This is a genomic window from Agromyces sp. Marseille-P2726 (assembly GCF_902809835.1).
Classification (GTDB): domain Bacteria; phylum Actinomycetota; class Actinomycetes; order Actinomycetales; family Microbacteriaceae; genus Agromyces.
The window spans coordinates 213,035-226,874 of record NZ_CADDWM010000014.1; the positions used below are offsets into that span (position 1 = coordinate 213,035).

9 protein-coding genes are annotated in these 13,840 nt (G+C 69.9%); 3 read left to right on the forward strand and 6 right to left on the reverse strand.

Going from position 1 to position 13,840, the window contains the following annotated elements; all coding sequences use genetic code 11:
• Nucleotides 1–198 precede the first annotated feature (198 nt).
• Nucleotides 199–3,348 carry a DEAD/DEAH box helicase gene (locus HUS56_RS17170; protein WP_217423997.1) on the forward strand — a complete coding sequence of 1,050 codons (3,150 nt, stop codon included), beginning with the start codon at nucleotides 199–201 and terminating at the stop codon, nucleotides 3,346–3,348.
• Between the two features lie 3 nt (nucleotides 3,349–3,351).
• Here the strand turns inward: HUS56_RS17170 and HUS56_RS10475 are convergent, their stop codons facing one another.
• The 6 genes from HUS56_RS10475 to HUS56_RS10500 form a co-directional block, all read right to left on the reverse strand.
• Complete coding sequence (locus HUS56_RS10475; RefSeq protein ID WP_254431400.1) at nucleotides 3,352–4,689, reverse strand: nitrate/nitrite transporter; 1,338 nt, start codon at nucleotides 4,687–4,689, stop codon at nucleotides 3,352–3,354.
• 7 nt (nucleotides 4,690–4,696) lie between these two features.
• Nucleotides 4,697–5,515 (reverse strand): cytochrome c oxidase assembly protein, encoded by an 819-nt coding sequence (locus HUS56_RS10480; RefSeq protein WP_173923762.1) that lies wholly within the window; start codon nucleotides 5,513–5,515, stop codon nucleotides 4,697–4,699.
• A complete protein-coding gene (locus HUS56_RS10485; RefSeq protein WP_371808309.1) occupies nucleotides 5,508–6,008 on the reverse strand; it encodes a DUF2243 domain-containing protein in 501 nt (166 codons plus the stop codon). The genes HUS56_RS10480 and HUS56_RS10485 overlap by 8 nt, the downstream gene beginning before the upstream one ends.
• A gap of 4 nt (nucleotides 6,009–6,012) precedes the next feature.
• Nucleotides 6,013–6,894 carry a manganese catalase family protein gene (locus tag HUS56_RS10490; protein ID WP_173923383.1) on the reverse strand — a complete coding sequence of 294 codons (882 nt, stop codon included), beginning with the start codon at nucleotides 6,892–6,894 and terminating at the stop codon, nucleotides 6,013–6,015.
• A 220-nt stretch (nucleotides 6,895–7,114) separates the two neighbouring features.
• The gene (locus tag HUS56_RS10495) at nucleotides 7,115–9,271 is read right to left on the reverse strand and encodes an ABC transporter ATP-binding protein (RefSeq protein WP_173923384.1); all 2,157 of its coding nucleotides are present in this window, start codon (nucleotides 9,269–9,271) and stop codon (nucleotides 7,115–7,117) included.
• The gene (locus tag HUS56_RS10500; RefSeq protein ID WP_173923385.1) at nucleotides 9,268–11,001 is read right to left on the reverse strand and encodes an ABC transporter ATP-binding protein; all 1,734 of its coding nucleotides are present in this window, start codon (nucleotides 10,999–11,001) and stop codon (nucleotides 9,268–9,270) included. The genes HUS56_RS10495 and HUS56_RS10500 overlap by 4 nt, the downstream gene beginning before the upstream one ends.
• A 211-nt stretch (nucleotides 11,002–11,212) precedes the next feature.
• On the opposite strand from HUS56_RS10500, the gene HUS56_RS10505 reads away from it, so the two are divergent.
• Together HUS56_RS10505 and HUS56_RS10510 are read left to right on the forward strand one after the other, a co-directional pair.
• A complete protein-coding gene (locus HUS56_RS10505) occupies nucleotides 11,213–12,895 on the forward strand; it encodes an acyl-CoA dehydrogenase family protein (RefSeq protein ID WP_173923386.1) in 1,683 nt (560 codons plus the stop codon).
• A gap of 348 nt (nucleotides 12,896–13,243) precedes the next feature.
• Nucleotides 13,244–13,822 carry a dihydrofolate reductase family protein gene (locus HUS56_RS10510; RefSeq protein WP_173923387.1) on the forward strand — a complete coding sequence of 193 codons (579 nt, stop codon included), beginning with the start codon at nucleotides 13,244–13,246 and terminating at the stop codon, nucleotides 13,820–13,822.
• Nucleotides 13,823–13,840 lie beyond the last annotated feature (18 nt).

Consider the following 13,840-nt stretch of genomic DNA (forward strand, 5'->3'; position numbering starts at 1 on the left):
CTACCCCCTTGTAGCGTGATGCGTCATGCCGAGTTGCTCACCCGGCGCGCTCGGCGCCGATGATGTGGCAGCCGAACGTTCCTCATCTTGATCCCCGTCCGGGGGACGGTCAAGAGTGAGTTTCCGAGCAGCTCCCGAGGGGTTCAGCGGAACGGCACCGCGAGGTCGGGTGTCCTGCGCTCGTGACAGCATGGAGGGATGCCCGCCCATCGCTCGTCCCGGCCGGAGTCGAGCCGCGATGGTGATTGGCGCACCGCACTCCAGGGGCTCGGGCTCGGCGCCGGGCTCGGTTCCGGTTCGGAATCGACGTCCGCGTTCGATTCCGGCTCCAGCGCCGGCTCCCGGTCCGGCTCCCGACCGGCGACGCGCCCACTCGCGCTCCAGTTCGAGCTGCGTCGTCGCATCCACCGCCGAAACGGCCACTGGCAGGGCCCCCGCGACGAACCCGCCCGACGGGCGACCAACGTCGACCGCCTCGGCGTGCGCCCGGTCGTCAAGGGCTCGCGCGACGCGTGGATCAAGGGCAACCTGACCTGGCAGAACATCGCCTACCAGGCGAGCGCGGCCGGCATCGATCCCGCGCAGTCGCGGTGGTTCGCGCAGTTCGCGCTGCTCAAGGGCTCCAACCCTGCGGTGTACCAGTACGGCTCCGAGTGGATCACGCTCGACGAGTTCGAGAGCCCGCTGCTGTGGGCGCTGCTCGACGAGGCGTCCCGACTCGGCATCGCATTGGTCGGGTCCGATGTCACGCCCGACGTCGTCGTCGGTGCCGCGGCATCGGTCGACCTCGATGCGAGCGTTGCCGACGGGGCCGGCGGGGCCGGCGATCTCGTGCTCGAGCCGACCGTGGCGATCGACGGCGACCGGTGGCGTGCGAGCGCCGCCAGCGGGGCTCGACCGATCGCGGGCCACGGGCTCTTCCGCTACGACCTCGACCGGGGGCGTATCGAGCTCGCACCCCTCGCCGACGGCGAGCTGACGCCGGCACAACGGTCACTCCTCGCCGCACCCGAACCGATTCACGTGCCCGCGGCCGACGTGCCTGCCTTCCTGCGCGAGCACTACCACCGGCTCGCTCGGACGCTCGAGGTCACGAGCCGTGACGGCACCTTCGTGCCGCCGCCCGCGCCGCTCGCCACGCTCGTGCTCGACGCCCGCTTCGAGCCGCACGACGTGTTGCGCCTCGCGTGGACCTGGGAGTACGCCGACGGCCGCGTGGTTGCGGTCGAGAGATCCGCCGCCGATTCCGTCGCTGATGACCCCGAGCTCGACGACGACCTGCTCGCCAGGGTCGTCGACGAGCTGGGATGGGTGCCGCTCGATGCGATCGTCCTCAGGGGAGTCGATACGGCCGAGTTCGCAGCAGAGCGGATGCCGCGACTCGAGCTGCTGGCCGAGCACGGCGGGCTGCGCATCGACGTCGCCGGTGAGCGGCCTGACTACCGCGAGCTCGTCGAGCCGCCGCAGGTCAGGGTCACCACCGTGGAGTCGCGGCGAACCGACTGGTTCGACCTCGGCGTCATGGTCACGGTCGCGGGCAAGACCGTGCCGTTCATGCCGCTGTTCCGGGCGCTCGCGAAGGGGCAGAAGCGGCTGCTGCTCGTCGACAAGACGTACCTGTCGTTGAACCAGCCGATCTTCGAGCCGCTGCGCGAGCTCATCGAGGAGGCCGGCACGCTCGCCGAGTGGGAGGTCGGCCTGCGCATCCACCGCAGCCAGACGAGCCTCTGGGCCGACTTCGAAGACCTGGCGGATGTCTCGGAGCCGGCGCTCGCCTGGCGGCACACGGTGGCCGGGCTGGAGCACGGCGAGATCGAGCCGGTCGAGCCGCCGGCCGGGTTGGCGCTTCCGCTTCGCCCGTACCAGCTCGCGGGATTCCGGTGGCTCGCATTCCTCTGGCAGCACGGGCTCGGCGGCGTCCTGGCCGACGACATGGGCCTCGGCAAGACGGCCCAGGCGCTGGCGCTCGTGGCGCACGCCGTCGAGCATTCCGGCGGTCGAGTAGCGCCGCAGGCGTCGCGTATCGAGACCCGGGCGAGCGGTCTCGATACGCGTCCGGCTGCGCAGGGCGCCACTCGACCACCGGAGGGGGCGCCGTTCCTCGTGGTGGCGCCGACGTCGGTCGCGTCGAACTGGGTGAGCGAGGCGGCGCGCTTCACCCCCGGTCTTCGTGTGGCGACCGTCACCGCGACCGAGGCACGGCGCCCGGGCCGCATCGTCGAGGCCGCGGCATCCGCCGATCTCGTGATCACCACCTACGCGGTGCTGCGTCTCGAGGCGTCGGCGTTCGCAGCGCTCGAATGGGGCGGACTCGTGCTCGATGAGGCGCAGTTCGTGAAGAACGCCGCCACGAAGGTGCACCAGGCGGCCCGCGACATCCGTGCGCCGCTCAGGCTCGCCGTCACCGGAACCCCGGTCGAGAACAACCTGTCGGAGCTGTGGGCGCTGCTCGGCATCGTGGCGCCCGGGCTGTTCCCGTCGCGCAGAGCCTTCGACGAGCGCTACCGGCGGCCGATCGAGGAGGATGGCAACGTCGAGCGGCTCGAGCGCCTGCGCAGGCGCATCCGCCCGCTCATGCTGCGCCGCACGAAGGAGTTCGTTGCGCCCGAACTGCCGCAGAAGCAGGAGCAGGTGCTGAGGGTCGACCTGCACCCCCGGCACCGGCGGCTCTACGACACCATGCTGCAGCGTGAGCGGCAGAAGCTGCTCGGACTCCTCGACGACCTCGACCGGCAGCGCTTCATCGTGTACCGATCGCTCACACTGCTGCGCATGCTCGCGCTCGACGCGACGCTGATCGACGAGTCCCGCTATGCCGGGTACGCCTCGGCGAAGCTCGACGCGCTGGCTGAGCAGCTCGACGACGTGCTCGCCGAGGGACATCGTGCCCTCGTGTTCAGCCAGTTCACGTCGTTCCTCGGGCGGGCAGCCGACCGGTTGGATGCCGCGGGCGTGCCGTTCGCGTACCTCGACGGCACCACACCCGCTCGCCACCGCGACGCGCAGATCGCCCGGTTCCGTGGCGGCGAGGCATCCGTGTTCCTCATCAGTCTCAAGGCCGGCGGCTTCGGACTGAACCTGACCGAGGCCGACTACGTGTTCCTGCTCGACCCGTGGTGGAATCCCGCCAGCGAAGATCAGGCCGTCGATCGTGCGCACAGGATCGGCCAGACGAAGCAGGTGATGGTGTATCGGCTCGTCGCGGCCGACACCATCGAGGAGAAGGTCATGGCGCTGAAGGCGCGCAAGGGTGAGCTGGTCGCATCATTGCTCGATGACGACGGCGGTGCGCTCGCGCTCGACGAGCCCCTCGGCGCCGACGACCTGCGGGCGCTGCTGGGGGACTGAGCCTCAGAGGATGTTGCGATCGCGTCGGCGCGATCGGGGCTCGTCGAGTCCCATCATCACGCGCGTGCGCTTGCGCTCGATGATGATGAACAGGGCGCCGACCGCCCACAGCGGGACCTGGGTGAGGAACGCGATCCGGAACGCATCGAGGCTGTACGTGTCAGGTGAGCCGGCGCCCAGCCAGTTCATCGCGAGGCCGATGAAGAGGATCGCGAGCAGCGCCGCGAGGAAGCCGCCCACGTTCACGATGCCCGACGCCGTGCTGAGCCGATGCCTCGGGTTGAACGTGCGCGCGTGGTCGAAGCCGATCATCGAGGCGGGGCCGCCCGTGGCGAGGGCGAAGGCGAGCACGAACAGGAGCCAGAGCGGCGCGGGTTCGGGCCACGCGATGACGATGAGCCACACGGCCGCTTGGATGGCGATGATCGGCAGCACCAGCAGCTTCGACCGACGCATCGGATGCCGGCTGGAGAGCGCGCCGATCACCGGACCGATCGCCATGCCGAAGACGACGTACACGCTGAAGAGGAGCGACGCGACGGCCGCGGAGAGCCCTTGCCCGATGGTGAGGAACGGGAAGCCCCAGAGCAGGATGAAGGCCGTACCCGAGAACGGGGTCGCGAAGTGCGACCAGAACGCGAGTCGTGTTGCGGGATGGCCCCACGACTCGCGGAAGCCTTCGCGCAGGTCGGCCGCGGAGGTGACGACACGCATGGCGCCCGTCGTCGTGTCGACCGAAACGTCGGCGTGCCGGCCGGGAGGTCGGTTGCGGATCACCGCGAAGGTCAGGATGGTGAACAGCACGCCGAGGCCGGCGAGGCTGCCGAACGCGACCGTCCACGTGGTGGCGTGCAGCAGCGCCGCGATGGGCAGGATCGCCAGGAGCTGCCCCGACTGTCCGATGATGCCGGTGAGCTGCACGAGGAGCGGCGCCTGCCGCTCGGGGAACCACACGGCGACGACGCGCAGCACGCTCGGGAAGACCGCCGCGTCGCCGGCACCGAGCAGCATGCGAGCGAAGATCGCCGTGCCGACGTCGGGTGCGAACGCCATCACGAGCTGCCCGATCGCCATCAGGAGCATGCCAGCGGTGATGATGGGGCGGGCACCGTACCGGTCGAGCAGCACGCCGACCGGGATCTGCATGGCGCCGTAGACGGCCAGCTGGATGACCGCGAACATCGACAGTGTCGCGGCATCCGCGTCGAATCGCACGGCCGCATCGACACCGACCGCTGACAGCGACGTGCGGTTCGTGACCGACAGCACGTACGCGGCGACGCCCACGCCGTACACCAGCCACAGACGCCACGGGCGCACGGATGAGGGGGCTGACGTCACGGAACCTTCAGGAGAGCGGCCGGGGAGGAACAGGTGACGGTGGCATCTGCTTGGCGCCGCCGCCCGTCCAGCCTAGCGACCGGGTCGCGCGGAACCACTGGGCGCAGAGGATCGCGATGATCGCGAGCGCCACGAGGTCACCGCCGTAGTACATGATCAGGCCCGCAGCCTCGGCCTCGGCCACGGGCACCCCCGGGTGCGGCACCGAGTACACGAGCTTCGCGAGGATGGCGTGCGCCGCGAGCACCGCAGCCAGCACGATGGCGCGCAGGCGGAACGACGTCCGGCGGTGCGACGGGTCGATGCCCACGATCGCCGCGGTGAACAGGTACCCCACGATGAGGAAGTGCACGAGCACGAGCTCGTGGATGAGCGGGGCATGCAGGAGTTCGCCGAAGGCGGGCGTGCCGTAGACGAGCCAGAGTGAGCCGACGGATGCCACGGCGGTCGTCACGGGATGGGCCACGATCGCGACCGGCGCGCTCCGCAGCAGGCGGGCGAGGCGTCGCGCGGGGACGACGGGCAACGTCCGCAGCGCGAGCGTCACGGGTGCGGCCAGCACGAGCAGCAGGGGAGCGACTATGCCGACGAGCAGATGCGCCGTCATGTGCGCCGGCAACTCGTGACGTGCGGCACCGGCGAGGGGCCCGAGGAAGGCGGCCGCGGCGGCGACGACGCCGCCGACCCACGCGACGGTGCGGTGGGCCGGCCACGGCCGTCGCCGGTGCTTCCGGTTCGAGACCACCGCGGCGACGTAGAGCACGAGGGCCAGCGCGAACGGCAGCACCAGCTCGTGGCTCAGACCCCCGCCGCCGTGCTCATGCATGCCGCTCACCCGCCGTTGCCCGTTCATCGCCGGTTCGACGCGCCGCCGCGATCGTGACGATCACGCCCACCGCGAGCAGCACGAGGCCCGAACCGATCCACGCCAGGTCGTACGGCAGCAGCTCGACGTCGTACCGTACCTGGTGCACGCGCAGGACCTTGTGGTGGATCAGGCCGTCCCACACCTGGAAGAGCCCGAGCCCGACGACCACTCCCGCCCACGCGGATGCCGCAGAGAATCCTTCGCGGCGCCGGGCGTCGAACAGGAGGAAGAAGCCTCCGACCAGCGCGAACAGCTCGGCCGCGTGCAGGATGCCGTCGGAGATGAGCCCGATGGCGGGTGTCGCCCGGTCGAAGAAGTGGTGCCACGCGAGCAGCTGGTGGAACACGATCTCGTCGATCGCCGCCATCACGGCGACGCCGATGAGGAATCCCGCCCAGTACGCCCGCTCGCGCAGTACCGCTCCGAAGCCGGCGCGTCGTCCGTTCGTCAGTGGATCACTCCTTCTTCAGCGCGTCTTGGATGCCCCCGGCCGCCTTCTCGACGATGTTCGGCAGTTCGGTCGTGCCGTACATCCGCGAATCGGGATGTGTCGGCGGCGGCATGGGGGCACTGGTCGTCGGACCCTCGTGATAGGTGAACTCGCCCTTGCCGTCGGGCGTCGGCCCAGCCGCCCACGATCCCTCGGCGGCCGTCGCGCCGTCGCTGAAGTTGAGGTACTGGTACGCGACGTCGCGCTCCTCCTTCGACAGGGGGAAGTTGCTCGGCACCGGCAGGTCTTCGGCGCCCTCGGATCGAAGCTCCGAGGCGGCCTGCAGCCACTGGTTCTGGTGCATCGTATCGCGCGCGAGGAGGAACGAGAGGAGGTCCCTCACGCCGTGGTCGTCGGTCATGTGGTACAGGCGAGCCACCTGCAGGCGGCCCTGCATCTCGGCATTCGCGTTGGCGGTGAAATCGGCGAGCAGGTTGCCGCTCGCCGTGATGTAACTGCCCTGCCAGGGGTTGCCGTTGCTGTCGACGGCGCGTGCGCCGGCTCCGGCCACGATCGCGTGCTGCACGTCCATGCCGCCCACGACCGCGGCGACGGTCGGGTCGTCCTGTACGGCATCCTTCGTGATGCCGAGCGGGGCCTTCTCGAGCAGTTGCGCGATCATGATCGCCAGCATCTCGACATGGCCCATCTCCTCGGCGCCGATACCGTAGACCAGGTCGCGGTACTTGCCCGGGATGTGCATGTTCCACGCCTGGAACTGGTACTGCAGGGCGACGGTGATCTCGCCGTACTGGCCGCCGAGCACCTCCTGCAGCTTGCGCGCGTACACGGCGTCCGGGGCATCCGGTGTCGCCTTGTGCTGGAGCTCCTGTCGATGGAAGAACATGGGCTTCCCGTCCAATCACCCCTGCGTCGCAACTCGGGTACGCCACGGTGGCGCGTCGGCAGGGTCCGGCAAGTCAACGTGAGAACACCGGGCGCCGCAGCGGGGTTACATCGGGACCGGTGACGTGCCACAATGCCGGCCGCGCCGAAGGCCTCGCCCGTGCCGTGCGACGGCGACGGCCGGCCACTCACGTGGCCGGCCCGTCACGATGTGCGTGTGCCTACAGCTCGCCCGCAGCAGCCTCGGCGTCGACCTTCGCCGCGAGCTCGGCCTCGAGCCGCGCGCCCGACGGCGTCGGCACGTCGCCGAGGGCGAGGGCCTCCTCGGCGTCGAAGTCGTAGGCCGCCTGCTCGAACTGCGAGTTGTACAGGCGCCAGTAGGCACCCTTCGCCGCGATGAGCTCGTCGTGCGTGCCCTTCTCGACGATGTCGCCGTGCTCCATCACGAGGATGAGGTCGGCATCGCGGATCGTCGAGAGGCGGTGCGCGATCACGAACGAGGTGCGTCCCTCGCGCAGCGCCGCCATCGCATGCTGCACGAGCAGCTCGGTTCGGGTGTCGACGGAGGAGGTCGCCTCGTCGAGGATCAGCACCGACGGCTGGGCGACGAACGCGCGGGCGATCGTGATGAGCTGCTTCTCGCCCGCCGACACGTTCGACGCCTCCTCGTCGAGCACGGTCTCGTAGCCGTCGGGCAGGGAGTGCACGAATCGATCGACGTACGTCGCGCGCGCGGCCTCGAGGATCTCCTCGTCGGTCGCGTCCTCACGTCCGTATCGGATGTTCTCGCGAATGGTTCCGGCGAACAGCCACGGGTCCTGCAGCACCATGCCGGTACGCGCGCGCACGTCGTGCCTCGTGAGCTCGGCGATGTCCTGCCCGTTCAGCAGGATGCGACCGCCGTCGAGCTCGTAGAACCGCATGATGAGGTTCACGAGCGTCGTCTTGCCGGCACCCGTGGGTCCGACGATCGCGACCGTCTGGCCCGGCTCGACGCGGAACGACAGGTCTTCGATCAGCGGCCGCTCGGGCGTGTACGAGAACGAGACGTTCTCGAACACGATCGTGCCGTCGCCGTCGACCGGCGGGGGAGCGTCGGCCGCATCGGGCTCCTGCTCGTCGGCGTCGAGCAGTTCGAAGACCCGCTCGGCCGAGGCCGTTCCGGACTGCACTACCGCGGCCATGCCGCCCAGCTGCGCGAGCGGCTGGGTGAACTGCTGCGAGTACTGGATGAACGCCTGCACGTCACCGAGGCGGAGCTGCCCGCTCGCGACCATGAGGCCGCCGAGCACGGCGATGCCGACGTACGTCAGGTTGCCGATGAACATCATGCCGGGCATGATCATGCCCGCCAGGAACTGGGCCTTGAACGCCGCCTCGTACAGCTCCTCGTTCTCGGCGCGGAACTTCTCGCTCGAGTCCTTCTCGCGACCGAAGACCTTGACGAGCGCGTGACCCGAGAACGACTCCTCGACGCGCGCGTTCAGTCGCCCGACCTTCTTCCACTGGATGCCGAAGGCCGCCTGCGACTTCGGCCCGATGAGGCCGAAGATGACGCCCATGAGCGGCAGCGACACCAGGGTGACGAGCGCGAGCTGCCACGAGATCGAGAACATCATGATGATCACGCCGACCACGGTGAGCACGCTCGTGAGCGCACTCGACAGCGATTGCTGCATCGTCTGGGTGATGTTGTCGATGTCGTTCGTGACCCGGGAGATCAGCTCGCCCCGCTGCGTGCGGTCGAAGTAGCTCAGGGGAAGGCGGTGCACCTTCGCCTCGACGTCTTCGCGCAGGCGCCACATCGCCCGCACCATGATGACGTTGATCACGTACCCCTGGATCCACGACAGCACGGATGCCACGACGTACAGCAGCAGCACGATGATCACGACCTGGCTGAGCCGAACGAAGTCGATGCCCTCGCCCGGCGTGAGCGTCGCTGCTTCGACGATGTTCGCCAGGTCGTTCTGGCCCTGTGCACGGAGGCCCTCGACGACCTGCGCCTGCGTCACGCCCGCGGGCAGCTGCAGCGAGATGAAGCCCTCGAAGATGATGTTCGTGGCCTCGGCCAGCACCTTCGGCGCGATGACCGTGAGCACGACGCCGATGGCGCCGAGCAGCGAGACGAACGCGAACGACCACTTCCACGGGGCGAGCAGCCCGAGCATGCGGCGGAAGCTCACGCCGAAGTTCTGCGCCTTGCCCGGCTTCACGCTGTCCCAGTCGCCGGAGTTGAGGCGAGCCTGCTCGGCCAGTTCGGCCTCGATGCGCTCTTCCTCGGTCAGCTCCTGGGGCTCGGGCTGCCGCCCGTTGGCGCGAGCCCGGCCCCGGCCGCGGCCGCCGCCGGCGTCGCGGTTCTTCGTGTCGGTGCTCATGCCGTGGCCTCCACCCCGAGCTGGGATTCGACGATCTCGCGATAGGTCTTCGACGTCTCGAGCAACTCGTCGTGCGTGCCCAGGCCGACCATGCCGCCGTCTTCGAGCACGATGATGCGGTCGGCGTCGGTGATCGTCGAGACGCGCTGCGCGACGACGATCTTCGTCACGTCGGGCAGCTCTCGCCACAACGCCTGTCTCAGACGCGCGTCGGTGGTGAGGTCGAGCGCCGAGAACGAGTCGTCGAACACGAGGATGTCGGGGTTGTGCACGATCGCGCGCGCGATCGCGAGCCGCTGGCGCTGCCCGCCCGAGACGTTCGTGCCGCCCTGGGAGATCCGCGCGTTGAGGCCGCCCTCCATCTCGGCGACGAAGTCGCGGCCCTGCGCGATCTCGAGCGCGTGCCAGAGCTCGGCATCGGTGGCGTCTTCACGACCGAATCGCAGGTTGGATGCCACGGTGCCGGCGAACAGGAACGGACGCTGCGGCACGAGGCCGATCGTCTTCCACAGGCGGTCGAGGTCGGCCTGGCGCACGTCGACGCCGTTCACCCGGACCGAGCCGCCGGTGGCATCGAAGAGCCGCGGGATCAGCGACACGAGCGTGGTCTTGCCGGCGCCCGTGGACCCCACGACGGCCACGGTCTCGCCCGGGTCCGCGCGGAAGGTGATGCCCGCGAGCACGGGGTGCTGGGCACCCGGGTAGGCGAACTCGACGTCGCGGAACTCGACCGTGCCCGGCTCGGGGAACTCGGTGATCGGGTTCTCGGGGCGGTGAAGGGTCGACTCGCTGGCGAGCACCTCGCTGATGCGCTCGGCCGACACCGCAGCCCTCGGGATCATGATCGTCGTGAACGCGGCCATGAGCACGCCGCTCAGGATGATGCCCACGTACTGCATGAATGCGAAGAGCGTGCCGATCTGCACGCCGCCCTCGTCGACCTCGATCGCACCGAACCAGATGACGCCGATGACGGTGACGTTGAGCACCAGCATGAAGAGCGGGAAGAGCGTGATGAAGAGCGTGCCCACGCGCCGGCCGACATCCATGATGTCGGTGTTGGCGACCCGGAAGCGGCCCTCCTCGATCGCCTCGCGCACGAACGCCCGGACGACCCGGATGCCGGTGAGCTGCTCGCGCAGGATGCGGTTCACGGCGTCGAGCCGCTTCTGGTAGAGCCGGAACAGCGGCACCATCAGCAGGATGACGAAGCTCGCCACCACGAGGATCGTGCCGACCGATGCCCAGATCAGCCAGCTGAGCCCGACGTCTTGGCGCAGCGCCATGACGATGCCGCCGATCGCGAGCAGCGGCGCGCTCACGAGCATGGTGGCGCCCGTCATCGCGAGCATCTGCACCTGCTGCACGTCGTTCGTGTTGCGCGTGATGAGCGACCCCGGCCCGAACTGCGACACCTCGCGCTCGGAGAAGGCGCTGACCTTGTCGAAGACGTCGTTGCGGATGTCGCGGCCGACCCGCATGGCCGCCTTGGCGGCGAAGTACGTCGCGATGATCGCGGCGGTGATCTGCCCGAGCGAGATCGCGAGCATGAACGCGCCGGTCGACCAGATGTAGCCCGTGTCACCCTTCGCGACGCCCTCGTCGATGATGTCGGCGTTGAGGCTCGGAAGGTAGAGGGAGCCGAGTGCGGACGCGAACTGGAACACCAGCACGCCCAGCAACAGCCATCGGTAGGGCTTCAGATAGCGGAGGAGCAGTTTTCCGAGCATGGGACTCCGAGATCGAACGAGGTGTGAGGGATGTGAGACGCGGGGGACGACGCGTGGTGCAGGGTCGGGCGGGAGGCCCGGCGATGCACCCGTCAAGTCTGCATCCAAGCGGATGCCTCCGACATCCTTCGCTCGGGGGATATCGCTGAGAGCGCAATCACGCTGCCGACGGGTCGGCTGTCCATCGCAGAATGGACGGCGGAGGTCGAGGATGCCCGAGACGCACGAGGTCCTGAACCAGGCGCCGCCCCGCGAGGGCGTCGACGAGTACGCGGCGAACGTGCCGCTCGTCGAGGCGGTGGCGAGATGGGGGCGCGGTGGCGGCTCCGGAGCGTCGGCGCTGCACGACGTGGGCCGGCTCGTCGGCACCGCGGGGTTCCAGCACGATGCCGAGCGCGCGAACACGCATCCGCCGGTGCTGCACACGCACGACCGCTGGGGCGGCCGCATCGACGAGGTCGAGTACGACGACGCGTACCACCGCATCATGACCGCGGCGATCGGCGCAGGCGCGCACACGTCGGCCTGGGCGGATCCCGGCCCGGGTGCGAACGTCGACCGGGCCGCGGCGTTCTTCCTCTTCGCCCAGGTCGAGCCCGGCCACGCCTGCCCGGTGTCGATGACGCACTCGGCGGTGCCGGTGCTCGAGCTCGCAGCATCCCGATTGCGAGACGAGTGGATGCCGCGGCTGCTGAGCCGCGAGTACGAGCCGGGTCTCGGGGGAAGCGGTCTCGAGACGGCTGCTGCGCTGCCTCCTCGACCCGCAGCGGGGGCGCTCATCGGCATGGCCATGACCGAGAAGCAGGGCGGATCCGACGTGCGGGCCAACACGACCCGTGCCGAGCCCGCCGGCGGCGACGGCCCCTGGGGCCGCGAGTTCCGGCTGGCGGGCCACAAGTGGTTCTGCAGCGCGCCCATGAGCGACGCGTTCCTCGTGATCGCGCAGGCGCCGGGCGGGCTCAGCTGCTTCTTCGTGCCGCGCGTGCTGCCCGACGGCTCACGGAACGTGTTCCGCATCCAGCGGCTGAAGGACAAGCTCGGCAACCGGTCGAACGCGTCGAGCGAGGTCGAGTTCGAGGGCACGAGCGGGTGCCTCGTCGGCGAGGAGGGCCGCGGCGTCGCCACGATCGTGCAGATGGTGACGCGCACGCGGCTCGACTGCGTCATCGGCAGCGCGGCCGGCATGCGGCAGTCGGTGGCCGAGGCGGCGTGGCACGTGCGCCATCGCAGCGCATTCGGGGCGCTGCTCGTCGACCAGCCGACGATGGCGGCGGTCGTCGCCGACCTGGCGCTCGAGTCCGAGGCGGCGACACTGACCGCGATGCGCCTGGCCCGGGCCTACGACGACGACGCCTCGGGCACGGAGGTCGCATTCCGGCGCCTCGCCACGGCCGTGTCGAAGTACTGGGTGTGCAAGCGTGGACCGGGCCACGCCTACGAGGCGCTCGAGTGCCTCGGCGGCAACGGCTACACCGAGGCGTTCCCGCTCGCGCGCCGCTACCGCGAGCAGCCGCTGCTCGCGATCTGGGAGGGCTCGGGCAACGTCATCGCCCTCGACGTGCTGCGCGTGCTCGCGCGGGAGCCCGAGTCGTTCGAGGCGTTCTTCGAGGTGGTCGGGGCGGCGACCGGCGAGCACGCCGCGTTCGACCTGGCGCTCGCCGAGGCGCGGTCGGTTGTGACCGAGGTGGCGACGGATGCCGCGGGCGCCGCCGCCCGGGCGCGGGAGCTCACCGAACGGCTGGCCCTCGTGCTGCAGGCCTCGCTGCTCCTGCAGCATTCGCCGGTCGCAGTCGCCGACGGATTCGTGCGCACGCGCCTCGAGGGCGGCGGCGGCACGCAATACGGTGCCCTTCCCCCGGGCGTCGACACGACGGCGATCCTCGCGCGGGCGTGAGGCCGCGGCATCGGCCTGTGCCGGCGGGTTCGGGTGCGGCGATGCTCGCGCGGGCCTGAGGCCGCGGCATCGGCTGTTCCGCGGGTGCGGCTCCTCGCGCGGGCCTGAGGCCGCGGCATCCACCCCTGCCGGCGGAGCCATTCCGTCCGTGATGATCTCGTGACGACCCGTACCCGGCCCGACGACTGCCTTCGTTCTTCGCGCTCGGTGCCGAAGTGCCGGAGTGCCGAAGTGCCGGAGATTCGCGAGAGGAAATGGTTCTCGGATCGGTGCGCGAATGTACGGCTCCGTTGTCTGCGACGGCTGCGCCTCTGGTGCCGGGCGGCGCCCGGCGGGAGGATGTGGAGCATGCGCAGGATCACGGTGAACAACAACGTCTCGCTCGACGGCGTCATGCAGGCGCCGATGGCGCCCGACGAGGACACGCGCGGGGGCTTCCGCCACGGCGGCTGGGCGGTCGCGGGCAGCGACGAGGCGCTCGCCGCCGAGATGGGCGTCGGCACGGACTCCGACGGCGCCCTGCTGTTCGGCCACCGCACGTACCGCACCATGGCCTCGTTCTGGCCTCACCAGACCGACGGCAACCCGTACACCGAGTACATGAACCGCGTCGAGAAGTACGTGACCTCGTGGAACGCCGCGACGCAACTGGACTGGCAGAACTCGACGCTCCTCGCGGGCGATGCGGTCGACACCGTCCGCACGCTCAAGGATTCCGACGGCCCCGATCTCACGATCCTCGGCAGCGGTCAGCTCCTCCGCACCCTGGCGTCGGCCGGGCTCATCGACGAGTACGTGCTCATCATCCATCCGGTCGTCCTCGGCTCGGGCACTCGCCTGTTCGGCGACACGCATCAACAGCTCGAGCTCACCCGCAGCGTGACGACCCCGAAGGGCGTGACCGTCGCACACTACCGAGCCGCGTGAACCGGGCGGCGCGGGCCC